The following is a 24,495-nucleotide window of genomic DNA, read 5'->3' on the forward strand; positions in this document are numbered from 1 at the left end:
TGGTTACCGTATCAGCAGGGCGCAAGGTCCCCGCGCGAGAATCAGGGACAGCCAGCCAGTCAGCCGCCCGCCGGACAAGCGGACGGGCCTTATCCAAGAGAGACAGTCGTTGTGAATCGGTGCCATGCAGCAGCGCGCTTCGTGCGGGGCCTCGCCCTGGGTGGGGGGGCTCCCCGGTGAAGCCACGCAAGCGTTCGTTTGCCCTGCTGGCGGCGGCATTCACCGTGGTTGCGGCGGGGGTGCTGTGGTGGCAGTCGCTGCACTCGCAGGCACAGCTGCGCGAGCAGGTGCTGCAGCAGGCCGAGCAGCGCAGCCTGCACGTGGCCGATGCCATGGCCGGGCAGGTGCAGGCGCAGCTCAACACGATGGACATCACGCTCAGGACGCTGCGCGATCACTGGGTGCGCGAGCCACGGGAACGTTTCGACGTGCTGGCGAAGGACGCCCTGAACAGCCTGCCGCCGGGCCTGGTCTCGCACGTGTCGGTGGCCGACGGCAGTGGCCATCTGGTCTACAACAGCCTGGGGCTGGAAACAGGGCGCTATGTGGGCGACCGCGACAGCTTCCAGGTGGCGCGCCTGGGCCCCGACGCGATGCGGGTGTCGGCGCCGGTGCGTTCGCGCCTGACCGGGCGCTGGGCGTTTGCGGTGGATCGACCGGTGCTGCGCGAGGGGCGTTTCGACGGGGTGGTCTACATGGTGGTGGAGTCGGCGTACATCGCCCGTGAGCTGGGCCGGCTGGAGCTGTCGGACCAGGACGTGGTGTCGCTGGTGCACCCGGACGGCCACTACCTGGCGCGCAGCAAGAACAACGAGGCGTCGATGGGCCAGCTGGCGCCGGCGGACCGCCCGTTCCGGGTCGATCCGGCCCTGGTGCGTGGCACCTACCGGGTGGACGACGCCGTCGACCATGCGCCTCGCACCTACGGCTGGCGCCGCCTGGCCGACCCGGGGCTGGTGGTGTCGGTGGGCCTGGCCGACGACTCGGTGCTGGCGCCGCTGGCGCCCGCGCTGCGGCGCAACCTGCTGGTGACGGGGGTGCTGTCGCTGCTGCTGCTGGGCTTTGGCGGGGTGAACGTGCGCGACCAGCTTCGCATGGCGCGCAGCCAGCGGGCGCTGGCGCGCAGCGAGGCTGGGTTGAAAGAGGCACAGCAGCTGGCGGGCCTGGGCAGCTGGGAGCACGACCTGGCTTCGGGCCGGCTGCTGTGGTCCGACGAGGTGTACCGCATCTTCGAGGTCGATCCGGGGCTGTTGCAGCCGTCGTTCGAGCGTTTCCTGGATTTGGTGCACCCGGACGACCGCACCATGGTGCAGCAGGCCTTCGACGCCTCGGTCAAGGACCGCCGGACCTACAACGTGGTGCACCGGGTGCTGCTGCCCGGCGGGCGGGTGAAATACGTGCGCGAGCGGGGCGCGACCGAATACGACGGCGACCGGCCGGTGCGCAGCATGGGCACGGTGCTGGACATCACCGAGGTGCGCACGGCGCAGCTGGCGCTGCAGCAGCTCAACGACGAGCTGGAGTCGCGCGTGACCGAGCGCACGCGCGAGCTGGCGCAGGCCAACCGGGAGCTGGAGGCCTTCGCCTACAGCGTGTCGCACGACCTGCGCACACCGCTGCGCAGCATCCACGGCTTTGCCTGCGTGCTGGAGGAAGAGGAAGCCGGCCAACTCTCCGATGCGGGCCGCAGGCACCTCAAACGCATCCAGGACGGTTCGCGCCGCATGGGGCAGCTCATCACGGACCTGCTGTCGCTGACGCACCTGAACCGCGCCAGGATGCACCAGGAGCCGGTGAACCTGAGCGAGCTGGCGCTGTCGATCGCGGGCGAACTGCGGCGCTCCGAGCCACAGCGGGAAGTGGACTGGCACATCGATGTCGGGCTGCAGGCGATGGCCGACCCGGGCCTGATGCGGGTGGTGCTGCAGAACCTGCTGGGCAACGCCTGGAAATACACCAGCCAGACGCCGCAGGCCCGGATTTCGTTCACCCAGGAGCACAGCGCCGACGGGATGACCACCTTCTGTGTGCGCGACAACGGTGCGGGCTTCGACATGGCCTACGCGGGGCAGCTGTTCCAGCCTTTCCGGCGGCTGCACGCGCACCATGAATTCGAGGGCTCGGGTGTGGGGCTGGCGACGGTGAGCCGGGTGATCCGCCGCCACGGTGGCGAGGTGCGCGGCGAGGGCGCCGTCGGCCAGGGCGCGGCCTTCTACTTCACGCTGCCCGAGGTGGCGGTGGCCTCGGATCTGTCGACCTGGTGAGCCCGGGACACGACGGTGGCCTGAAACCCGTGTCCGGTCCCGAACCGGGGGCGGCCGATACACTCCGTTGCGTGAAATCCGCCCTCACCACTTGGCTCCTGCTGTTCGGCCTGCTGCTGCAGTCCGTGGCGTGGGCGCTGCCCGCCCAGCGGGCCGGGCAGGCCGAGCGGCTGGCGCACGAGGTAGCCCACGCGATCGACCATGGCCACCACCAGCACCTCGACCCACACGGGGCGCTGGGCCACGACCTCGACCCCACGCTGCTGATGAGCGAGGCCCCAGACGGCGACGACCACGGCCCCCACCACTCACACGCCAGCGAGGGGGTGCAGTTCCAGGGCTGGCCGGTGGCTGCGGCCCTGCCGTCGCCGTCGATGCCGCGTGGTGCACCCAGGGCGTGGACCTCGGTCCAGCCGCCCTCGGCCGATCTGGCAGGTCTGCTCCGGCCTCCCCAGCCCTCGGTCTGACGCCTCCCGGGCGCCCGCGTGGCGCCCAGCCTCGCGCCGCGTTGCGCGCGCGAGGTGGCCCGTGCCGCAGGCCCTGCGGCCGGTTGTTTCATCAGACCCACAGGATTCTTCAATGCATGTCTCTCGCTTGCGAAGCGCGGCCGTCTGGCTGCTGCTCGCCCTCGCGCCGCTGGCCGCCCTGGCCCACGGCATTTCCGACGCCGACCGTCAGCGCATGCTCGACGGTGGTTACCTGCAATACGTGGGCCTGGGCGCCAGCCACATGCTCACCGGGTACGACCACCTGCTGTTCCTCTTCGGCGTGGTGTTCTTCCTGGCCTCGTTCAAAGACGTGGTCAAGTTCGTCTCGATCTTCACACTGGGGCATTGCATCACCCTGATCTTTGCCACCTACTTCAAGATCACCTGGAACTACTACCTCATCGACGCCATCATCGCCATCAGCGTGATGTACAAAGCCTTCGACAACAACGGCGGCTTCCAGAAGCACTTCCAGATGGCCTCGCCCAACCTGCTGTGGATGGTGTTCGGCTTCGGCCTGCTGCACGGCTTTGGCCTGTCCACCCGGTTGCAGCAGCTGCCGCTGGGCGACGACCCGATGGCCATGCTCGGGCGCATCCTCAGCTTCAACGTCGGTGTCGAACTCGGCCAGGTCGCCGCGCTGGTGGTGATGGTGGGCGCGCTGTCGCTGTGGCGCCACCGGCCGTCGTTCAAACGCTTCGCCTACATGGCCAACCTGGGGCTGCTCTACGCCGGTGTCTACCTGCTGTTCATGCAGTTGCACGGCTACCAGCACGACGTTGATCCGGACAGCTTCCGTTTCCCTGCCGCCGAACACCGCCACGCCCACGAAGACCTCGATGTCGAAAACACCGAAGACACCAGCCGTGACGGCCTCTGATGTTTCTCGCTCCCATTCCCGCTTTTTCCAACCCCTCAAAGGACTCCCCATGAAATCCCTCGTCATCGCCGCCGCCCTGGTCTCCACCCTCATCGCCGCCCCCGCCCTGGCCGCCGAAGGCGGCAGCTGCCACTTCCACGGCAGCAAGCCCGCCACCGAAGCCGTCGTCACCGACTGCGCCGCGCAGCGCAAGGCCTCGCTGGTCAAGGCCGGCAAGCTGGACGCTTCGTGGCAGGCCGTCAAACAAGACAAGGCCGAGCTGGTGGACGGCAAGAAGGGCAAGGAGTGGAAGGTGTCGTTCAAGAACCCCGCCGCGCCCGACGCCGCCAAGCAGACGCTCTACATCTTCTTCTCGCAGCCCGGCAACTTCATCGCCGCCAACCACACCGGGCAGTGAGCGCCGTGGCCTCGCCCGTTCTGCGCGGTGGTGGGCTCGCGCTGCTGGCCGCGGCGCTGTTTGGCCTGAGCACGCCGCTGGTGCAGCGTTTTGGCCAGGGCCTTGGGGCCTTCAGCACCGCCGCGCTGCTCTACGCCGGCGCTGCGCTGGTGGCGCTGCTGCAGCGCAGGGGCGCCCAGGTGGAGGCGCCCCTGCGCCGCAGCGACGCCCCGCGCCTGCTCGCCATGGTGGCGGCGGGCGCCGTCATTGGCCCGGTGGCGCTGGCCTGGGGCCTGCAGCGCACCAGCGGCGCCAGCGCCTCGCTGCTGCTCACGCTCGAAGCCGTGTTCACGGCGGTGCTGGCCTGGCGCTGGTACGGCGAGGTGCTGGACGGGCGCGTCAAAACCGCCGTGGCGCTGCTGCTGGCCGGCGGCGCCCTGCTGGTGATCGACCAGGGTCTCACGGGCCAGGTGCAGTTGCTCGGCCTGCTCGCGGTGGCGGTGGCCACCGTGGCCTGGGGCGTGGACAACACGCTCTCGCGCGGCGTCGCCGACCGCGACCCCGGGCAGGTGGTGCTGGCCAAGGCCGCGCTGGGGGCCAGTGTCACCACCGCGCTCGCGCTGGCCTGGGGCGAGCCGATGCCGGCGTGGCGGGCGGCATCGGCCCTGCTCGCCGTGGGCGCCACCGGTTACGGGCTGAGCCTGCGCTTCTATTTGCTGGCGCAGCGCAGCTTTGGCGCGGCGCGCACCGGCTCGGTGTTCGCGTTTGCACCCTTCATCGGCGCCCTCGGCGCGTTCGCCCTGGGCGAGCGTTCGGCCAGCGGGTGGCTGCTGGCGGGCGGCGTGCTCATGGTGGCCGGGGTGCTGATCCACCTGGCCGAAGACCACGGCCACGACCACGATCACGAGGCCATGGACCACGAACACGCCCACACCCACGACGACGGCCACCACCTGCACCGCCACAGCCCCATGCCCGCCGGCCCGCACAGCCACCCGCACCACCACAGCCCGCTGCACCACGCCCACCCGCACGCGCCCGACGTGCACCACCGGCACCCGCACTGAGCGACCCGCTCAGCGACTGCGCAGGGCCAGTCCCAGCAAGGCCAGGCCGCTGAATGTAGCCCCGGCGTAGAAGGTGAACGAGGCGCCCATCTGGTCCCACAACAGGCCGGCGATGGCGCTGGACAGCAACAGGGCCACACCGCTGACGAGGTTGAAGAAGCCGAAGGCCGTGCCGCGCAGGTCGGCCGGCGCCGTGTCGGCCACCATGGTCGCCAGCAGGCCCTGCGTCATGCCCATGTGCAGGCCCCACAACGCCACACCGGCCAGCACCGCGGCCCAGTGCGCCTGGGCCGCCAGCACCAGGTCGGCCGCGATCAGCACCGCCAGACCCAGGGCCAGCAGCGTGCGGTGGTCCATGCGGTCGGACAAGCGGCCAAAGGGGTAGGCCGACGCCGCGTACACCAGGTTCATCGCCACCATCACCAGCGGGACCAGCGCCAGAGGCACACCACTCTGCGCGGCGCGCAGCACCAGAAACGCCTCGCTGAAACGCGCCAGCGTGAACACCGCGCCCAGGCCCACCACCCACCCGTAGTCGCCACCCAGGCGGCGCAGGTTCTCGCGCCGGATCGGGTTGCTGCGACGCTGGCCCGCCGGCCGATCGGGCTCGCGCACGCCCGCCACCAGCAGCCCCACCGCCAGCAGGCCCGGCACCACCGCCACCCAGAACACCGCACGGAAGTCGTTGGCCCAGAGCAGCATCAGGCCCACCGCCAGCAGCGGGCCGAGGAAGGCGCCCACCGTGTCGAGCGACTGGCGCAGGCCGAAGGCCGCCCCGCGCATGTCGGGCGGCGCGATGTCAGCCACCAGCGCATCGCGCGGCGCACCGCGAATCCCCTTGCCCACGCGGTCGAGCAGGCGCGCCGTCAGCACGGTGCCGATGCCCGGCGCCAGCGCAAACAGCGGCTTGGTCAGCGCGCCCAGGGCGTAGCCGAACACGGCCAGCCGTTTGCGCTGGCCCCACCAGTCGCTCAGCATGCCCGAAAACACCTTGACGATCAGCGCCGTGGCCTCGGCCAGCCCCTCGATCAGGCCCACCACCAGGGCGCTCGCGCCCAGGGTGCCCACCATGAACAGCGGCAGCAGGCTGTGCACCATCTCGGACGAAATGTCCATCAGCAGGCTCACGAAGCCCAGCACCCAGATGGCGGTGGGCAGCCGGGGTTGGGAAGGGTCTGGCTTCTTCATGGCGCGTTTCAGGGGTCTGTGGCTGCCAGTGTGGCAGAGCATCCGCAGGCGCGGCCATGATGGTCAGGGGCTTGTGAGCGCATGGAGAGACGCATTTCCGCGCCCGCCACTTGGGTATGTGAGCACAGGCTCACGCGGCGCGGCGCATCCGGGCACAATGTCGCCTTCGTTCATGACGGCATGGCCGGCGCACCCACTTGCGCTGGTGGTGCCGGTCCTTGCTGACAGCCCCGGCTCAGCGCGCTTGTCTGGCGCCGCTGCCACCGCTCCAAAGCGCCCTGCATGGGCCTGGCGGGCCGGGCGACACTGACACATCGGACCGGACCGCCGCCGTCTTCTGGCTTGTCTCTTCGGTTGCACCGGTATCCACTGCACGCTTGGGCGATTCGCCTGTGCGCCAGCATGGCGCCGGTTGCCTTGTCCGTGGCCTTCGACAGCCTTTTTCCTGGAGGAGGACTCTCATGCAACTCATCGTGTCGGCCGGTTTGATCCTGGCCATTGTTCTGTGGGGCGTGATCGCCCCGACGTCGCTGGGCGGGGTGTTCGACACCGCGCTGGCGGGCATCACGCGCAACTTCGGCTGGTTCTACCTGTGGGTGGTGCTGGGTCTGGTGGTGATGGCGCTGATCCTGGCGGTCAGCCGCTACGGCGACCTCAAGCTCGGCGGCGAGGACGACGAACCGGAGTTTTCCATCGGGGCCTGGTTCGCCATGCTGTTCGCCGCGGGCATGGGCATCGGCCTGGTGTTCTGGGGCGTGGCCGAGCCGATCTCGCACTACGGCGCGCCGCCCCCGGGCATCGCGCCGAACACGCCCGAGGCGGCCAACGCGGCCATGCGCTACAGCTTTTTCCACTGGGGGCTGCATCCCTGGGCGGTGTACAGCATCGTGGCGCTGGCGATTGCGTTCTTCCAGTTCCGCCGCGGCGGCTCGGCGCTGGTGAGCACGGCGGTGGAGGCGCTGCCCTGGGCCCCGATGAAGAAGCTCGGCCCGGTGGTGAACGTGCTGGCGGTGATCGCCACGGCCTTTGGCGTGGCGGCTTCGCTGGGCATGGGCGCGCTGCAGATCAACAGCGGCCTGGCGGCGGTGATGGGGCTGCCGGTGAACAGCACCGCGCAGGTGGCGATCATCGTGGTGACGACGGTGCTGTTCCTGACCTCGGCCGTGACCGGGGTGAGCAAGGGCATCAAGTGGCTCTCGACCTTCAACCTGATCGTGGCGGGCCTGCTGGCGCTGGCGGTGTTCGTGGTGGGGCCGACGGTGGCGATCATCGACACCTTCACCAACACGCTGGGCAGCTACCTGAGCGACTTCGTGCGCATGAGCCTGCGCATGACGCCCTTCCGCGACAGCGGCTGGGTGGGTGGCTGGACGGTGTTTTACTGGGCCTGGTGGGTGAGCTGGTCGCCGTTCGTGGGCCTGTTCATCGCGCGCGTCTCGCGCGGGCGCACCATCCGCGAGTTCCTGCTGGGCACGGTGCTGGCGCCCACGCTGGCGGCGTTCGTGTGGTTCTCGGTGTTCGGCGGCACGGCGCTGCACCTGCAGATCATGCAGGGCCTGCCGATCGCCGAGGCGGTGAGTGCCGATGTGTCCACCGGCCTGTTCGCCATGTTCGATCACCTGCCCATGGGCGGCCTGATGAGCGGCGTGGCCACGGTGCTGGTGCTGGTGTTCTTCGTGACCTCGGGCGACTCGGCCACGCTGGTGCTGGGCATGATGAGCACCGGCGGCGATGAAAACCCCAGCGCGCGGGTGAAGATCGTCTGGGGCCTGCTGGTCTCGGGCATCGCCATCAGCCTGCTGCTGGCCGGCGGCGTGAAGGCGGTGCAGACGGCGACCATCGTGTTCGCGCTGCCGTTCACGCTGGTGATCCTGCTCATGGCGCTGGCGCTGTGGCGCGGGGTGCGCGAGGACTGGGACGAGGAGCAGCGGCGCGACCGGGCGATGCGCCGGCGCATGCGCGACATGGTGGACCGCACACCCGCCCCCGAGCGCGACGCCCGGCACCCATGACGATCGAACTGCTGCTGGCGCTGGGCAAGAGCTTTCTGTTCGTCTTCGCGGCGCTGCTGCCGATCCTGAACCCGGCGGCCACGGCGCCGATCTTTCTCGGGCTCACCGAGGGGGCGTCGGCCAGCACCCGGGCGCTGCTGGCGCGGCGCATCGCGCGCAACATGTTCGGGCTGATGCTGGGCTCGATGCTGGTGGGCTCGTACGTGCTGAGCTTCTTCGGCATCTCGCTGCCCATCGTGCGGGTGGGTGGCGGCCTCATTCTGGCGGCCACGGCCTGGCGCCTGCTGACCGCCACCCACGCCACGGTGGACAGCCGCACCGAGCTGGCCGAGTCGTTCACGCCCGAGATGGCGCGGCGCCAGGCGTTTTACCCGCTCACGTTCCCGATCAGCTGCGGACCGGGCTCGATCGCGGCGGCCATCACGGTGGGCGTGTCGCTGCAGGACGACCGGCTGCTGCTCTCGCTCGCGCGCATGGGCGGCGGCGTGCTGGCGCTGGTGGCGGTGGGCGTCTTGCTGTACCTGGCGTTTCGCTACGCGCAGCGACTGCTGCGGCCGCTGGGCGAAGCCGGCACGGTGATCTTTCTGCGCCTGTCGGCCTTCATCCTGCTGTGCCTGGGGGTGCAGATCGTGTGGGACGGGGCGAGCGAGCTGCTGCTGGGCCTGCTGCGGCAGGCCGCAGCGACCTGAGGCACGCCAACGGGGGTTGTGGTGGCGGCCGGCGGGGCTGAGCAGCGGGTCGGCAGAGGTGCGCCGAACGGCTAGACTCTTCCACCGCCGCCCGCACCCCCATGAAGAACCACCTGCCCACCCACCCGGCCGCCGTGCTGGCGCTGGCGTTTCTGGCCACCATCGTGCTGGGCACGGCGCTGCTGATGCTGCCCTGGGCCAGCGCCAGCGGCGAGAGCGCGCCGTGGCTGACGGCGCTGTTCACGGCGACCTCGGCGGTGTGCGTGACCGGGCTGGTGGTGGTGGACACGGGCACCTACTGGAGCCCGCTGGGCCAGGGCCTGGTGATGGCGCTGTTCCAGCTCGGCGGCTTCGGGATGATGACCTCGGCCACGCTGATGGGCCTGCTGATCGGCGGCCACATGAAGCTGCGCACGCGGCTGCTGCTGCAGTCGGAAACGCACGCGCTGTCGCTGGGCGACGTGCGTTCGGTGGCGCGCATGGTGCTGGTGGTGACGGTGGTGGTCGAGGGCGTGGTGGCCTTGTGGCTGGCGGCGCGCTTTGCCATGACCATGGGCCTGGGCTGGCGCGAGGCGCTGTGGCAGGGCGCGTTCCATTCGGTCTCGGCCTACAACAACGCGGGTTTCTCCACCTGGCCCGACAGCGTGATGCGCCATGTGACCGACGGCTGGGTGCTGGGTCCGCTGATGCTGGCCATCGTGGTGGGCGGGCTCGGGTTCCCGGTGATCACCGAGCTCTGGGCCAATCGGCGCAAGCGGCACGCGCGCTGGTCGATCCACACCACACTCACGGTCTGGGGTTCGGCGGCGCTGGTGCTGCTGGGCACGCTGGCGCTGTGGCTGGTGGAGCACAACAACCCCAAGACCATCGGCCCGCTGGGTGTGGCGGACCAGTGGCTGGCGGCGCTGTTCACCTCGGTCTCGGCGCGCACAGCGGGCTTCAACGCGGTGGACATCGCCGCGCTGAAGATGGAGTCGCTGGTGCTGCACTGTGTGCTGATGTTCATTGGCGGCGGCAGCGCGGGCACGGCCGGCGGCGTGAAGGTGACCACGGTGTTCCTGCTGCTGCTGATCGTGTGGGCCGAGATCCGCGGCCGCGCCGACGTGGAGCTGCGCGGGCGGCGCATCGGCACCCAGGTCCAGCGCCAGGCGCTGTCGATCCTGGTGCTCAGCGGCGCGGCGGTGTCGCTGGGGCTGCTGTTCATCATCCCGCTGGCGGATCATCTGCCGCTGGAGAAGCTGATGTTCGAGGTGGTGTCGGCCTTTGCCACGGTGGGCCTGTCCGCCGGCATCACGGCCGAACTGCCGCCCGCCGCGCAGGGCGTGATCATTGCGCTGATGTACGCCGGTCGCGTGGGCGTGGTCACGCTGGCGCTGGCGCTGGCGATCAACCAGGTACCCAGGGCGTACCGTTTTCCCGAGGAGAAACCGATTGTTGGCTAAATCAAACTCAAGGCGGGGCGACAGCGTGGTTGTCATGGGGCTGGGGCGTTTTGGCGCCAGCGTGGCGCGTGCGCTGGTGGCTGCGGGGCACGAGGTGCTGGCCATGGACGCCGACGAAGCGGTGGTGCAGGAGCTGGCGCACGAGCTGCCGCACGTCGTCAAGGCGGACTCCACCGAGCTGCAGGCGCTCCAGCAGCTGTCGGTGACCGACTTCTCGCACGCGGTGGTGAGCATCGGCGCCAACCTGGAGGCGAGCGTGCTGACGGTGCTCAACCTGGCGCAGATGGGCATGAAGGACATCTGGGCCAAGGCCAACAGCCCGCAGCACGGGCGCATTGCCGAGCGGGTGGGCGCGCACCACGTGATCTACCCCGAGGCCGACATGGGCGAGCGGGTGGCGCACCTGGTGACGGGCAAGATGATGGAGTTCATCGAGTTCGACGACGGTTTTGCCATCGCCAAGACCCGCGCACCGATGGAGACGCACAACAAGACGCTGGCGGTATCGAACGTGCGCAAAAAACACGGTGTCACGGTGGTGGGCATCAAGCGGCGCCACCAGGACTTCATCTACGCCAAGCCCGACACCGAGATCAAGCCGGGGGATCACCTGATCCTGGCCGGGCCGACGCCGCTGGTCGAGCAGTTCGCGGCGCTGTACTGAGGAACGGTGCTGCGGCTCAATGTGGACCGGATTCCACCGATAAACCCGAACACACAGGGTTTTGTTTCTGGACTCACCGCATGGCACTTCACGAAATCACCTACGTCAGCCTGGCCACGCACGAGATGGTGCAATCCGAGCTGTTGCAGCTGCTGGATCAGTCCCGCGTGTACAACGTGGCGCAGGGCATCACCGGGCTGCTGATGTACCACCGGCAGGAGTTCCTGCAGTTGCTGGAGGGCGAGCGCGACGAGGTGGAGGCGCTGTTTGCCACCATCTGCAGGGATCGGCGGCACCAGCAGGTGTATTCGATGTGGGAAGGGCCGGTGGCGGCGCGCAGCTTCGACCGCTGGGCGATGGGCTTTGTGTCGCCCGACGAAGCGGCGCTGCGCGAGCGCCCAGGCTACGAATGCGTGTTGAACGAAGGCCTGGTCAGTGCGGGCCGAGGGTCCAACGGCAAGAAGATCCTGCTGCAGCTGCGCGATGATTTCTTGCGCCCGTTGTGACCCGCTGGCCAGGGACGTGCGGGCGAGCCCGCCGCCCGGGCGGGCCTCGCCCGTGCCCCTGAGGGCGCTGGAGTTGACGGCATGACCGATCGGACCCGTTCGCTGGTGGCCCTGGTGTTGCTGTTCACCGCGCTGGCGACGGGCGTGTTGTGGTGGCAGAGCAGCCGCTCCCGGTCGGAACTGGAGGCGCAGGTGCTGTTGCAGGCCGAGCAGCGCAGCCTGCACCTGGCGGACGCGATGGCGGGGCAGGTGCAGGGGGTGTTCAGCGCGGTGGATCTGGCGCTCAGGCAGCTGCGCACCGAGTGGCCCCGGGGCAACACCGCCGCCTTCGGGCAGCGGGTGCAGGAGACGCTGCAGGCCTTGCCCGAGGGTTTTGTGTCCCACGCCGTCGTGGCCAACGCCGAGGGCCTCGTGGTCTACAACAGCCTGGGGCTGGGCCAGGGCGTGAACATCGCCGACCGCGACTACTTCCGCGCGCACCTGGCGGGCGGAGACCGCCTGGCCATCGGGGTGCCGGTGCGCTCTCGGCTCGATGGTCGCTGGGTGTTTGCCATGAGCCGGCCGCTGCTGCAGGGCGGCCGTTTCGCAGGAACCGTGCACCTGACGCTGGGCGCCGAGCCCATGGCGCGCAAGCTGGCGGGGCTGGAGCTGTCCGGGCAGGACGTGGTGGCCCTGATCCACCCCGGGGGCCGTGTGCTGGCGCGCAGCAGGGACAACGAGGGATCGATGGCGCAGTCGATGCCGAACGACCGCCCCTACATGGCCCAGCCGGACGCGCTCCAGGGGGTGTACCGCACGCCGGGCAAGGTGGACGGCGTGCCCCGCACCTATGGCTGGCACCGGCTGCCGCAGTCGGGTGCGCTGGTGGCCATTGGCCTGGCCGATGCCTCGGTGCTGGGCCCGCTGGCGCCGGTGCAGCGCCGCGACCAGTGGATGACGGCGGCGCTGTCGCTGCTGATCCTGTCGGCCGGGGGGCTGATTGCCGTGCTGCTGTGGCGGGTGTCGCGCAGCCGGGCGGCGGCCGTGGCGAGCGAGGCGCGCCTGAAGGAGGCACAGCGCATGGCGCGCGTGGGCCACTGGGAGCACGATCACCGGACCGGGCGGTTGACCTGGTCTGACGAGGTGTTTCGCATGCTCGGGCTGGCCCCGGCGGTGCACACGCCGACGTACCAGGCCTTCCTCGACGCGGTGCATCCCGATGATCGACAGGGCGTGACGGCGGCGTTCAAGGCGTCGTTGCAGGGGCGCCAGCCCTGCGACGTGGTCCACCGTCTGCTGCTGCCCGACGGAACGCTCAAGTACGTGCACGCGCTGGCCATCACCACCCGCGACGGCGACCGGCCCCTGTACAGCCAGGGCACGCTCCAGGACATCACCGAGATGCGCACGGCGCAACTGGCGCTGCAGCAGCTCAACGAGGGGCTGGAACAGCGGGTCGAGGTGCGCACGCGCGAGCTCGGGGTGCTGAATCACGAGCTGGAGACCTTTGCCTACAGCGTGTCGCACGACCTGCGCACGCCGCTGCGCACGATCCACGGTTTTGCGAGCCTGCTGGAAGAAGATGGGGTGGCGCAGTCCGAGTCGGGGCGCGCCCACCTGCGGCGCATCCAGGAGGCGGCCAAGCGCATGGGCCAGCTCATCACCGACCTGCTCACCATGGCGCAACACAGCCGCGCGGTGATCCGGCATCAGCGGGTGGACCTCAGCGCGTTGGCGCGCCGGGTGGCGGCGGAGCTGGAGCAGGCTCACCCGGGTGTGCGGATGCAGTGGGCCATCGAAGACGGCCTGGTGGTGGAGGCCGACCCGACGCTGATGGGTGTGGTGCTGCAGAACCTGCTGGGCAACGCCTGGAAATACACCAGCCAGACGGCGCAACCGCGCATCGGGTTCTCGCGCACGGGGCACAGCGAGGGCATGCAGACGTTCTGCGTGCGGGACAACGGTGCGGGCTTTGACATGGCCTATGCGGCGCAGCTGTTCCAGCCATTCAAACGCCTGCACACCCACCAGGCCTTCGAGGGTTCGGGCGTGGGGCTGGCCTCGGTGCAACGCGTGCTGCAACGCCACGGGGGCACGGTGCGCGGCGAGGGCGCGGTCGGCCAGGGTGCGGCTTTCTATTTCACGATCCCCGACGAGCCTCAGGTGCTGGACCCGGCGCCGCCCTGAGCCTCAGGCCATGGCGCGCTGCGGTGCTTCGTGCTGCGGCGCAACCGCGCTGGTGTGTTGTGCCGTCGCCAACGCAGGCTCCTGGCCCGGGATGCGTTCCTCGGCCCGCTCGCGGGTCTGTGTCTGTGCCAAGGCGTGGGCACGCTCCAGGTGCTGGTCGGCGGTCTGGCCCTGCGCGGCCTTCACGCTGAACTCGCTGATGGGCGCGTTCTCCTGCACCACCGCCACGCGCTCGCCGTCCTTGCTCAGGTGAAACGCCCGCACGTCGCCACGGTGCGCGTGTTGCTGGGCGTGGCCCACGGCGGCCGCGCTCACGCGCTCCACCTGCTCCGCGCTGTGACCCCGCGCACTCAAGGCCGGGCCGAGCTGGGCCTGCGCGAGCTGGTGGTGGCGCTCCTGCTGCGGTGAGAGCGCCGCCCGGGGGCCCGTTGAAGCGTCCTTCGGCCGCAGCTCGGCCGGCAGCTCGGGCAGCTTCATGCCGCGCTCGTGCATGCTCTCGCGCACCGCGCCCAGGTGGCCGGTGTCGCGCCACAGCTCGTTCAGGCCGTCCTGGACCCGGCCGGCCTGGCGTTGCTGCGCCAGCGCCTGGGGCCAGCCCTGATCGACGTTGTTGTGCGGGTCCTTGTTGGCCGCCAGGGCCATGACGTCTTTGCGGCCCTGGACCACCTCGCCCACGTACTGGCCGTGTGTCGCGGCCAGCTGCTGATTGCTCAGGGCCCGGTAATTCACCGCCGGCTGGTGGGGCAGCGCGCGCGGGTATTGCTCGTGCACGGCGTCGCTGAGCGCGCCACGTACCGCGTCGGCGGGGCGCTTGCCCGCGTCGATGTGTTTCGCCAGCGCGTCGTTGACGCCGTCTTTGTCCACCCTGGGGTAGGTCGCGTGGGTCTGCTCCCAGGCCTTGTCGATGCCGGTACGGGCTTCGAAGGTGCGGCCGTTGCGCTCGGCTTCGGTGCTGAATTGTTCGCTGGTGGTGTTCAGGCGGGTTTGCAGCTGGGCGCGTTTCGCCGGGTCGGTCTCGTTCTGCAGGTCTTCCTTCAGGCCGTTGACCTGGCGCAGCAAGCGGCCTTCTCTGGACACGTGGTCGTAGCCCAGTTCGCCGACCTCTCGCCCCAGCGCCTTGCTCCACTGCTGCAGGCGCGAGTCTTCGTAGAGCTTCTCCGCGCCGTAGGCCGCGGCACCGCCGGTGGCCAGGCCGCCGACCACGGGGCCGACCGGGCCGGTGACGGGGCTGGTGAGCGTGCCGGCGGCGGCACCGGGGATCGCGCCCACGGTGGCGGCAGCGCCGGTGACCACGGCTTTGGTGCCCTGGTTGACCGTCTCTTCGCTGCCGCGCACCCACTGCTCGCGGTTGGAGCGGGCGGTGTCGATGGCGGCGTCGATCTGCTGCTTGCCCTCAAAGGCGCCGTACGCCGTGCCCAGGACGCCGGCCGCCTTGACCGTGGGCCGGACGGCGCGATGACCACCGACCTCGTTGTGCAGCCGCTGCACGCCCGGTTCGACCGCCAGCGTGCGGCGTTCTTCGAGCAGGTGGCTGGCGGTGCTGGCACTGACGCGTTCGTTGGGTACACGCTCGGGCAGATTGCGGTGCCATTGGCGTTGCGCGTCGGTCGACTGGTGCAGGTCGTTGAGGCGTTCCTGCGTCAACCGGCCGCTGCGGGCCGTCTCCAGCGCACGGCCGGGAGATGCGTGGGGAGAGGTGCGCGAATCGAAGTGCAGCGTGCCCTCGCGGTCGTAGACCTGAATCGGGACACCAGTCTGTTTCGCCACGTCGTCGAGAGTGCCGGGGAGCTTCTCGTACACCGCCGAACGAACCTCCTGGGGAACATAGCGCCCGTGGCCTCGACGATCCAGGTCATCGGTGAACCGTTTGTCAACACCCAGCTCGCTCTCGAGTCGGTGGGCTGCGACAGCGCGTATCTCTACGTCGTAGCCCTTGGTTTGGAGGTCTTTGATGACATCGGCTCTGGGCATGGTGGTGTCCAGAACCAGGTTCTTGCGCTGGGCCACTGCGTCAGCTCGAAGCTCCTGCGCCCAGCGGCTGGCATCGCTGTGTGTTTCTCCAGACCAGGTGTATGGCTTCAGGCCGCGCAGGGTGCGTGCGTCGGGATGAGCGCTGCGCAGATCGTCCGGATCAATCACCGCCGCATCTCCGTCCATCTCCGAAAGTGCTGTGCGTGCCAGCCCGCCTTTGCCTGCACCAGGTTGTCCCGCCAGGATGATGGCTTTCGGACGGGCGTGTCCGCCAGTGACCTGTGTGTACTTTGCGTCCTGAAGGATCTGATTCCTGAGGATCCGGTCGTGTTGGTCGGCTGGAATGGCGGGGTAGTCGTGTGCCATGGGCCGTTCCCTCAATCCTGGCCCCAAGCGAAGAACTTCATCAGTTCTTCTCCGCCATCGCGTCGGTGCAGCTGCAGGAGGCGCAATTTCTTTCGCGCGTTGGCAGCTTTGTCGATTTCCCCTGCCGCGTCGGCAGCGGCAACTTCATCACTGGCGTTTTCGACGAAGCTGTCCATGTCGCCTTCCAATCGCCAAAACGCTCGCTCCAGTTGATCGGTTCGTTGCGCCTTGCTCATGCCTGGCTTGAGACCGACGGCTGTCAGTCCCTCTTCCAGTCTCGCAATCAGCTCGGGATGGTCTTTGAGTGCTTCCTGCAGCACTTTGGGCACGGGCGGGTGTTCGGTGAAAGTCGTCATGTCATGTCCCTGAAAAGCAGAAAAAGCACCGGCTGAACCGAATGCCGTTGAATCTTGGCACAGCCGCGCTGCTGCTTCGCCTGCATCCCTGTCATAACCGGCGCAGCCATCAGCCCGTGTAGACCTCCGGCAGCGCATACGTCGATCGTTTCCCCAGGTGTTTGCCGTGTTCGTGCAGCCAGTCGTCGGCCGCGCGCCGGCCGATGCCGTGCAGCCTGGAGAGGAAGGCCCAGCCGGTTTCGGTCTTGCTCGACGCGCCGAACTGCAAGAGCTCTGCCTCGGCGTCGATCTTGTGCAGGCGCAGGTCGTCCACGCGCCGGAACAGCGGGCGCTGGAAGCAGGCGTCGGGCCGGCCCGCGTCTTCCAGCAGCTCCTTGATGAGGCCGATGGTGCGCAGCTCTTTCAGCAGGCTGGCGTTGAAGGTGACCTCGCTCGCGCGGTCGAGGATGTCGCTCGCCCGTGTGGGGATCGTGTCCCGCCGGTCGGGGTTGATCTGCACCAGCATCAGGTCGTCGGCCGGGGTTTCGCTGATGAGCGGCATCAGCGTGGGGTTGCCGGCGTAGCCGCCGTCCCAGTAGGCCTCGCCCTTCACCTTCACCGCCTGGAACAGCAGCGGCAGGCAGGCCGAGGCGAGCACCATGTCGGCGGTGAGTTCGTCCTGGCGGAACACGTGCAGGTCGCCGGTGGCGACGTGCGTGGCGGCGATGAAGAGCTGGGTGCGGTGGCAGGCGCGCACTTGCTCGAAGTTCACCGTGTCCTCCAGGATCCGGCGCAGCGGGTTGAGGTTGAGCGGGTTGAGCTGGTAAGGCGAGAACTGGCCACCGACGTATGCCGCAGCCTGTTGCCAGGGGGCCATCGCCGCCTGCAGCCAGGGGTTGCGCGTGCCGAACAGCGCGCCGAACGGGCCGGCCTCCAGGTGGTGAAAGGGCGAGGACTCGGCCACGCTTTTCCAGAATCGGGCCAGGCAGGCCTGCGCGCCCACGCGGCCCCCTTCCATCAAACCGGCGGCCAGCGCCACGGCGTTCATCGCCCCGGCGCTGGTGCCGCTGATGCCCGAGATTTCGAGTCGCTCGTCGTCCAGCAGGCGGTCGAGCACGCCCCAGGTGAAGGCCCCGTGTGAGCCGCCGCCCTGCAGCGCGAGGTCGATGAGCAGGTGGGTGCCGGGGGCGCGTGCGCGGCGGGGGGGGGTGCGTGTGACCATGGTGCGTTCTCTGCGGCCGGGCGGGTCAGACGTGGTGCCGAGGCTGTTCGGTGCGCCGTCCGAGCAGTGCCACCACCAGGGTGATGACGGTCAGCGGCACGACAAAGCCCATCATGATCGATGAGTAGGCGCCCAGGGCATCGTGCTGCTGGGCCGCCAGGATCAGGTAGGCCACATAGGCCACGTAATAGAGCAGGAACACCGCGCCCTCCCAGCGCGCGATCTCGCGCCCGGTCATGAACACGGGAATGCAGGCCAGCGCCACGGCCAGCATGACCCAGATGTCGAAGTTCAGCACCGCCTCGGGCACCACCAGACCCAGGCTGCCCGAGGCAAGGCCGGAGAGGCCGAGGCAGCCCAGGATGTTGAAGGTGCTGCTGCCCACCACGTTGCCGACCGCGATGTCGCGCTCCCCCTTGACCGCGGCCATCACCGACGTGGCCACCTCGGGCATGGAGGTGCCGGCGGCCACGATGGTCAGGCCGATCACCACATCGCTCACGCCCAGGGATTTGGCGAACACCACCGCCGCATTCACCAGCCACTGGGCCCCGAGCACCAGCAGGGTCAGGCCGACGGCCATCAGCAGCAGTTGCACGGGCAGGCGGCTGTCCCAGCTGCCGGGGGCGGCGGGCTGGACCTCGGCGGCGTATTCGTCGTTGGCGGCCTGCGTTTCCTTGCGCGACTGGATCACCAGGAAGGCGGTGTAGGCCAGCAACAGCCCGAACAGCATGGCGCCGTCGAGGGCGCTGATGCGGCCGTCGAGGCTGAGCACCAGCAGCAACAGCGAGGTGCCCACCAGGATGGGCACCTCTTGACGGATGAGCTGGATGTTGACCACCAGGGGCGTGATGAGCGCCGACACACCGAGGATGAACAGTACGTTGAAGATGTTGCTGCCCACGACGTTGCCCAGCGCGATGTCGGTCTGGCCCTCCAGCACCGCGCCGAGCGACACCGCCACCTCGGGGGCGCTGGTGCCGAAGGCGACGATGGTCAGGCCCACCACCAGCGGCGAGAGGCCGAACGAGAGCGCCAGCCTGGAGGCGCCGCGCACCAGCAGCTCGGCGCCAGCGATCAGGGCCAGCAGGCCTGCGAGAAACATGCCCAGGGTCAACATGGTGGTTCGTCGGTCAAGGGGGTTGATGGAGCGGGCATGTTGCCATGGCCGCACGGACCCGGCGCTGCCAGGGTTCTTGACGGCTCTGGGACAATCGCGCTTTGCCCGCCGCTCCCCCGATGTCCGACGCCCCCGAATCCCCCGACGTTTTCAGCCCGCCCAGCGGCCCTCTGGCGCGCGAGGCCCTGGCCTTGGGCGCGTTCGATCACGTGGTCGGCCGGCTCGATGGTTTTCGCCCCCGCGCGGGGCAGCGCGAGATGGCGGCGCACATCGCCGAGACGCTGAGCCCGGTGGACTGGCCGCCCAAACCTGAAAAAGGGGCCGAGAAGGGCGCCGAGGCGGTGCCCTACAGCGGCCCGCGCGCCATCGCCGTGGTGCAGGCCGGCACGGGCGTGGGCAAGTCGGCGGCCTACGCGTCCACCGTGATCCCGCTGGCCATCGCGCAGCAAAAGCGCGTGCTGATCTCGACCGCCACCGTGGCGCTGCAGGAGCAGCTCATGGCGAAAGACCTGCCGGCCCTCTCGGCCGCGCTGCCCCAACCCTTCACCTTCTCGCTGGCCAAGGGGCGCGGGCGCTACGTGTGCCGTCTCAAGCTCGACCAGCTGGCCGGCGGCGACGCGGCCAGCGCCGATCTGTTCGAGACTGAGGAGTTGCCCGCCAGCCCCGAGGCCGCCGCCGCGACCGTGGTCGCCAACGCAGCGGCGACAGCGCGCGAAGCCGAGCGCTGGGTCGAGCGCTCCAAGACCTACACCGTGTGGGCGCAGCAGCTGGACGGCGGCGCCTGGGACGGCGACCGCGACCGGCTCGACGAGCCGCCCGAGCCCGAGCTCTGGGGCCCGGTGGCCGCCGAGCGCCACACCTGCACCGCGCGCCACTGCCCCAGCTACAACAGCTGCAGCTACTACCAGGCGCGCGCGCGGCTGGCGCAGTCGCAGGTGATCGTGGTCAACCACGACCTGCTGCTCGCCACGCTCGGCCTGCACGCGCTGCCCGACCCGTCGGACTGCTACATCGTGTTCGACGAGGCCCACCACCTCGGCGCCGTCGCGCAGGGCCAGTTCACCGAGAGCATGGACCTCATGCGCGGCGGCTGGCTTGACAAGCTGCCGCGCGCGGTGAGCGACGTGGCCGGCGCCATCGCCCACACGCCGACGGAAGACGTGGCCACGCTGGCGCGCGAGCTGAAGGCCGCGCAGGCCGACCTGGCGCGCCGCGCCATGGCGCGAGTCAGCGAGTCGCCCGATTGGCTCGCGCTCACCGGCCGGCAGGCGGGCCTTCGCCCGCGCGGCGGTGGCTTTGAATCCACCGCGTCCGGCGTGACCGAGCGCTTCGAGGGCGGCGCGATCCCGCCCGACTGGAAGGAGACCCTGGGCCAGATCGAGAGCCGCGCGACCGCGCTGCTCAAGGTGTTCGAGGCCATCGCCAACCAGCTCAAGGCCAACGCGCGCGACAACCCGGCCGACGCGCCGCGCTGCGCCCAGCTCTACAGCCGCATCGGCAGCCAGGCGCCGCGCCTGCAGCACCTGCAGGCCACGGCCGAGCTGTGGCTGCAGGAGCCGGCGCAGGGCCAGCCGCCGCTGGCCAAGTGGCTGGAGGCCGGCGTGATGCACGGCACCGTCACGCTCAGCGCGCACGCCTGCCCGCTCAACCCCGGCAGCCTGCTGCGCGCCCACCTCTGGAGCAAGGTGCGCGCGGGCGTGGCGACCTCGGCCTCGCTGGTCACCTGCGGCAGCTTCGACCACTTCCTGCACGAGAGCGGCCTGGCGTTCGACGACGACGTGAAAGCGCGCGAGGTGCAGAGCCCGTTCGACCACGCGAACCAGGGCCGCCTGGTGGTGGTGCAGACCCAGGCCGACCCGAAAGACGTCGAGGCCTACACCCGCGAAATGCTCGACCTGCTCATGACCGATCTGGCCGAGGTGCGGCGCGGTGCGCTGGTGCTGTTCACCTCGAAGGCGCAGATGAAGCGCGCGCAGGAGCTGCTGGAGCGCGGCCTGCACAGCGACCTGCGCGGGCAGGTGCTGGTGCAGGGCGAGGCCTCGCGCACGCAGCTGCTCAAGCGCCACGCCGAGCGCGTGGCCGACGGCCAGGCCTCGATCCTGTTCGGCCTGCAGTCGTTCGGCGAGGGGCTCGACCTGCCGGGCGAACTCTGCGAGTGGGTGTTCATCACCAAGCTGCCGTTCGCCTCGCCCAGCGACCCGGTGGGCCAGGCGCGCGCCGACTGGCTCAAGGCCCAGGGCCGCGACCCGTTCAGCGAACTGGTGGTGCCCGCCACCGGCGCGCGCCTGCTGCAGTGGTCCGGCCGCGCGCTGCGCACCGAGACCGACGAGGCGGTGGTGGTCTGTTACGACGCGCGGCTGCTGCGGCAGAGCTATGGCCGGCGCATGCTCAAGGGGCTGCCGCCGTACCGGCTGCAGCGGCGCGACGGCGAGCGGCTGACCGAGGTGGCGCGTTGACCCCCGCTGCCGGGATGGCGCCTGGGCGTTGCGCCCGGGGCTGAAGGAAGGCGCCCGTGGTTTTCAGCAGCTGGCCCTTCATCTTCGTCTTCCTCCCGGTCACCCTGCTGGTGTACTTCCAGCTGAACCGGTCGCGCCGCACCCTGCTCGGCAAAGCCTGGCTGGTGCTGGCCAGCCTGTTTTTCTACGCCTACTGGAACTGGGTCTACCTGCCGCTGATCCTGGTGTCCATCGGCCTGAACTTCCTGCTGGGCCGGCGCCTGGCGCGCTGGCCGACGGACGCCGACCCGCGTCGCAAGCGCCGCTGGCTGATCGCCGGCATCGCCCTCAACCTGCTGGCGCTGGCCTACTACAAGTACATCCACTTCATCACCGAGAACCTGGCCTGGCTCTGGGGTGTGGCCTACCAGGCGGACCCGGTGGCGCTGCCGCTGGCGATCAGCTTCTTCACCTTCACCCAGATCGTCTACCTGGTGGACAGCCATCGGGGTGAAACCGGCCACTACGACCTGCTGAACTACGCGCTGTTCGTGACCTTCTTCCCGCACCTGATCGCGGGGCCGATCGTGCAGCACAGCCAGATCATTCCGCAGTTCAACTCGCGCTGGACCTGGCTGCCGCGCGAGTCCCACCTCGTCAAGGGCGGGTTGCTGTTTGCGGTGGGCCTGTTCAAGAAGGTGGCGATCGCGGACGTTTTTGCGGTGTGGGCGGACGCCGGTTTTGACGGCACCGGGCCACTCGACATGGTTGGCGCCTGGGTCGCCAGCCTCTCGTACACCTTCCAGCTGTATTTCGATTTCAGCGGCTACTGCGACATGGCCATGGGCGTGGCGCTGCTGTTCAACATCTGGCTGCCAGTCAACTTCGATTCGCCTTATCGGGCCACCAGCATCCAGGACTTCTGGCGCCGCTGGCACATCACGCTCAGCCACTTCCTGCGCGACCACCTCTACATCCCGCTGGGGGGCAACCGCGCCGGCCGGTTCCGGACCCACCTCAACCTCATCGTGACCTTCACCCTCGGTGGGCTGTGGCACGGGGCTTCGTGGATGTTCGTCATCTGGGGGCTGCTGCACGGCCTGGCCCTGGTGGTGCACCGCCTCTGGGTGCAACTGGGCTGGCGGATGCCGCGCGGGCTGGGCTGGGGCCTGACCTTCCTGTTCGTCAACGTGGCCTGGGTGTTTTTCCGCGCCAAAGATTGGGACAGCGCCCGGCGGGTGCTCTCCGGCATGGTGGACCTCTCCACGCTGCGTCGCGTCCCGCTGGTGGACGTGCCCACCGACGCGCTGGCCTGGTCGGGCTGGCTGGGCGATGCGCTGCTGCGGGTGGCGCCGGCACCCTTCGTGGCCCACGCCCCGGCGCTGCTGATGATCGCGCTGGCCTTCTGCATCTTGCCCCGCCCCAACGCGATCCGCTGGGTCAGCGCCGGGGTGACCGACGCCAAGGTGGTGGCGGGCACCCTGCTGCTGATCGCCGCCCTGGTCGCGACCTTCACGAGCACGGGCTCTGTGTTCCTCTATTTCAACTTCTAGAAGATGAACCTGAAGCGCCGTTCCCTTCGAATGCTGCTGGCCACGGCGCTGGGCCTGGCGGTGTTGCCACTGCTCAACGGGCTGATGGCGACGGCACCGCCCGGCGCGGCCTGCTGCACCATCGAGCGCTGGTTCTCGTCGGAGCCGCTGCTGCGCGCCGCCAGCGGGGTGCTGCACCGGCTGGGCATCAGCGTCTCGCCCCGGCAGGTGGTGGTCGGCCGCGCCGGCTGGCTGTACCTGGGCGACGCGCAGAGCGGGTCGCTGTCGACCCACCGCCGCGCGGGCCAGGCGAGCGACGTCCGACTGGGGCAGTCCTATGGCGACGGTGCCCGGCGCTGGGCCAGCTTCCTGCGGGGCCGGGGCGTGCCGGCGTTCCAGATCCTGGTGGCGCCGGACAAGGCGTCCGTGTACCCCGAGCACCTGCCGCGATGGGCCTTGCCACCGCCCGGGAGCGGCGCCACCGACACGCTGCTCGCCCACACCGACCCGGACCTGTTTGTCGACACGCGCGCCGTGTTGCAGCGCGCCGTTGCCACCGCACCGGCCCCCCTGTTTTTCCGCCACGACACCCACTGGAATGCCCTGGGCGCATCCCACGCCTTTGAGGCGCTGGCGCAGCGGCTGCGGGCCGACCTGCCCGACGTGGTCTGGCCCAAGCCGGACGAGCACCGTCTGGTGCGCCTGACGCCCCGAGCCGGCGGCGACCTGGCGGACTTTCTGCGGCTCGGACCCTGGTTGACCGACGAAGATCCCGTGCTCGCGGCGTCCGAGGCCCTGGGCGCGCGGGTTCACCAGCGCTACGGCACCGGCGAGCGGCTGGACCCGGCGCGCGTGGCCGATGCGCGGGTGGCCCTGACCTTCCCGATCCAGACCCGCCACGACCGGGCGCTCAACCCCCAGCGCGTGCTCTGGATCACGGACTCGTTCGGCAAGTCCATGGACGACCTGATGCACCGCACGTTTGCCGAGGTGGTGACCCTGCACTGGCGGGACGTGCACAAGGACGGCGGCCAACTGATCCGGTTGCTCGACGAGGTGCGCCCCGAGGCCGTGATCGTGACCGTGGTGGAGCGCTCGCTCGCCATCCCGGCGTTTGCCAATTTCCTGCTGTATCCGCCAGACCCTGGCCCCGGCGAATCCGATGGCGCGTCGCTGACCGCTGAGCTGGTCGAGATGAGCGGGGTGGTGCGCCAGGGCGCGTCGGGCGACGGCTTCCAGGTGACCTCGGGCGCCGCGTCGATGACCTTCAGCCTGCCCCGTCCGATGGTGGGAGCCGACGGCCTGTCACTCCGCCTGGTCTGCGAGGGCCGGGCGGCCGCGATGCCGGTCCAGCTGTTCTGGAGAGGGCCGAAAGAGCCCCGCTTCCACCGCGATCACAGCGTGCGCTGGCTTCACGTCGGGGACCGCAGCGGCCTGGACGGTTTGCGGGGCGCCAACGGCCGGCCGGCCGGCGAGATTCAGGTGCTGCGCCTGGACCTTCGCGGGCAGGGGCATTGCCCGCAATTTCGTCTGCTGGGGCTGGCGCTGATGCCCGCAGAGCCGTCGGCGGTGGCAGGCCAGCCGGGGCGGTGAGTGCTGTGCTGCGGGACCGATGCCCTTGAGATCGCCTCATGCTCCACACCACCCTCAAACTGCTGCACATCCTCGCCCGGTGATGGGCGGGTGCGCGCGCAGAACCATGTATGGTCTGGGCAGCGGATCGAAAGCCGCAGGTCGATTCAGTCTCCGTTCGGCTCGCAGATGGCCGCGGC

The 24,495-nt window shown here is 69.7% G+C and carries 19 protein-coding genes; 14 read left to right on the forward strand and 5 right to left on the reverse strand.

Annotated features, from left to right (window positions below):
• Positions 1–176 precede the first annotated feature (176 nt).
• From IM738_RS23325 to IM738_RS23345, 5 genes are all read left to right on the forward strand, one after another.
• Positions 177–2,264 (forward strand): ATP-binding protein, encoded by a 2,088-nt coding sequence (locus IM738_RS23325; protein ID WP_236963399.1) that lies wholly within the window; start codon positions 177–179, stop codon positions 2,262–2,264.
• Between the two features lie 71 nt (positions 2,265–2,335).
• Complete coding sequence (locus IM738_RS23330; protein ID WP_236963400.1) at positions 2,336–2,731, forward strand: hypothetical protein; 396 nt, start codon at positions 2,336–2,338, stop codon at positions 2,729–2,731.
• Positions 2,732–2,843: 112 nt separating this feature from the next.
• Positions 2,844–3,632 carry a HupE/UreJ family protein gene (locus IM738_RS23335; protein ID WP_236963401.1) on the forward strand — a complete coding sequence of 263 codons (789 nt, stop codon included), beginning with the start codon at positions 2,844–2,846 and terminating at the stop codon, positions 3,630–3,632.
• Between the two features lie 49 nt (positions 3,633–3,681).
• Positions 3,682–4,029, forward strand: coding sequence for a DUF6488 family protein (locus IM738_RS23340; protein ID WP_236963402.1), 348 nt, complete (start codon positions 3,682–3,684; stop codon positions 4,027–4,029).
• Positions 4,030–4,034: 5 nt separating this feature from the next.
• On the forward strand, positions 4,035–5,075 hold the full coding sequence (locus IM738_RS23345) for a DMT family transporter (RefSeq protein WP_236963403.1): 1,041 nt from the start codon (positions 4,035–4,037) through the stop codon (positions 5,073–5,075).
• A 9-nt stretch (positions 5,076–5,084) separates the two neighbouring features.
• Here the strand turns inward: IM738_RS23345 and IM738_RS23350 are convergent, their stop codons facing one another.
• Positions 5,085–6,263: an MFS transporter gene (locus IM738_RS23350; protein ID WP_236963404.1), complete on the reverse strand. Its 1,179-nt coding sequence runs from the start codon at positions 6,261–6,263 to the stop codon at positions 5,085–5,087.
• 461 nt (positions 6,264–6,724) lie between these two features.
• Between IM738_RS23350 and IM738_RS23355 the strand changes: the two genes are divergently transcribed.
• The 6 genes from IM738_RS23355 (at position 6,725) to IM738_RS23380 (ending at position 13,742) form a co-directional block, all read left to right on the forward strand.
• A complete protein-coding gene (locus IM738_RS23355) occupies positions 6,725–8,275 on the forward strand; it encodes a BCCT family transporter (RefSeq protein ID WP_236963405.1) in 1,551 nt (516 codons plus the stop codon).
• On the forward strand, positions 8,272–8,964 hold the full coding sequence (locus IM738_RS23360) for a MarC family protein (RefSeq protein ID WP_236963406.1): 693 nt from the start codon (positions 8,272–8,274) through the stop codon (positions 8,962–8,964). The genes IM738_RS23355 and IM738_RS23360 overlap by 4 nt, the downstream gene beginning before the upstream one ends.
• 101 nt (positions 8,965–9,065) lie before the next feature.
• On the forward strand, positions 9,066–10,406 hold the full coding sequence (locus IM738_RS23365; protein WP_236963407.1) for a TrkH family potassium uptake protein: 1,341 nt from the start codon (positions 9,066–9,068) through the stop codon (positions 10,404–10,406).
• On the forward strand, positions 10,399–11,070 hold the full coding sequence (locus tag IM738_RS23370) for a potassium channel family protein (RefSeq protein WP_236963408.1): 672 nt from the start codon (positions 10,399–10,401) through the stop codon (positions 11,068–11,070). The genes IM738_RS23365 and IM738_RS23370 overlap by 8 nt, the downstream gene beginning before the upstream one ends.
• An 80-nt stretch (positions 11,071–11,150) precedes the next feature.
• On the forward strand, positions 11,151–11,576 hold the full coding sequence (locus IM738_RS23375) for a BLUF domain-containing protein (RefSeq protein WP_236963409.1): 426 nt from the start codon (positions 11,151–11,153) through the stop codon (positions 11,574–11,576).
• 81 nt (positions 11,577–11,657) lie between these two features.
• Positions 11,658–13,742, forward strand: coding sequence for a sensor histidine kinase (locus tag IM738_RS23380; protein WP_236963410.1), 2,085 nt, complete (start codon positions 11,658–11,660; stop codon positions 13,740–13,742).
• A 3-nt stretch (positions 13,743–13,745) separates the two neighbouring features.
• Here IM738_RS23380 and IM738_RS23385 read toward each other — a convergent pair whose 3' ends face one another.
• The 4 genes from IM738_RS23385 to IM738_RS23400 all read right to left on the reverse strand — a co-directional run bounded on the left by IM738_RS23385 (position 13,746) and on the right by IM738_RS23400 (position 18,741).
• Positions 13,746–16,079, reverse strand: a complete 2,334-nt coding sequence (locus IM738_RS23385; RefSeq protein WP_236963411.1) for a zeta toxin family protein — start codon at positions 16,077–16,079, stop codon at positions 13,746–13,748.
• Between the two features lie 11 nt (positions 16,080–16,090).
• On the reverse strand, positions 16,091–16,435 hold the full coding sequence (locus IM738_RS23390; RefSeq protein ID WP_236963412.1) for a hypothetical protein: 345 nt from the start codon (positions 16,433–16,435) through the stop codon (positions 16,091–16,093).
• A 109-nt stretch (positions 16,436–16,544) separates the two neighbouring features.
• Positions 16,545–17,636, reverse strand: coding sequence for a patatin-like phospholipase family protein (locus IM738_RS23395; RefSeq protein ID WP_236963413.1), 1,092 nt, complete (start codon positions 17,634–17,636; stop codon positions 16,545–16,547).
• Positions 17,637–17,661: 25 nt separating this feature from the next.
• Complete coding sequence (locus IM738_RS23400) at positions 17,662–18,741, reverse strand: calcium/sodium antiporter (RefSeq protein ID WP_236963414.1); 1,080 nt, start codon at positions 18,739–18,741, stop codon at positions 17,662–17,664.
• A 134-nt stretch (positions 18,742–18,875) separates the two neighbouring features.
• On the opposite strand from IM738_RS23400, the gene dinG reads away from it, so the two are divergent.
• From dinG to IM738_RS23415, 3 genes are read left to right on the forward strand one after another with little or no spacing between them, the layout of a single operon-like run.
• A complete protein-coding gene (gene dinG, locus IM738_RS23405; protein WP_236963415.1) occupies positions 18,876–21,212 on the forward strand; it encodes an ATP-dependent DNA helicase DinG in 2,337 nt (778 codons plus the stop codon).
• 56 nt (positions 21,213–21,268) lie between these two features.
• A complete protein-coding gene (locus IM738_RS23410; protein WP_236963416.1) occupies positions 21,269–22,744 on the forward strand; it encodes an MBOAT family O-acyltransferase in 1,476 nt (491 codons plus the stop codon).
• 3 nt (positions 22,745–22,747) lie between these two features.
• The gene (locus IM738_RS23415) at positions 22,748–24,316 is read left to right on the forward strand and encodes an alginate O-acetyltransferase AlgX-related protein (RefSeq protein WP_236963417.1); all 1,569 of its coding nucleotides are present in this window, start codon (positions 22,748–22,750) and stop codon (positions 24,314–24,316) included.
• Positions 24,317–24,495 lie beyond the last annotated feature (179 nt).

This window comes from Hydrogenophaga sp. SL48 (assembly GCF_021729865.1).
Classification (GTDB): domain Bacteria; phylum Pseudomonadota; class Gammaproteobacteria; order Burkholderiales; family Burkholderiaceae_C; genus Hydrogenophaga.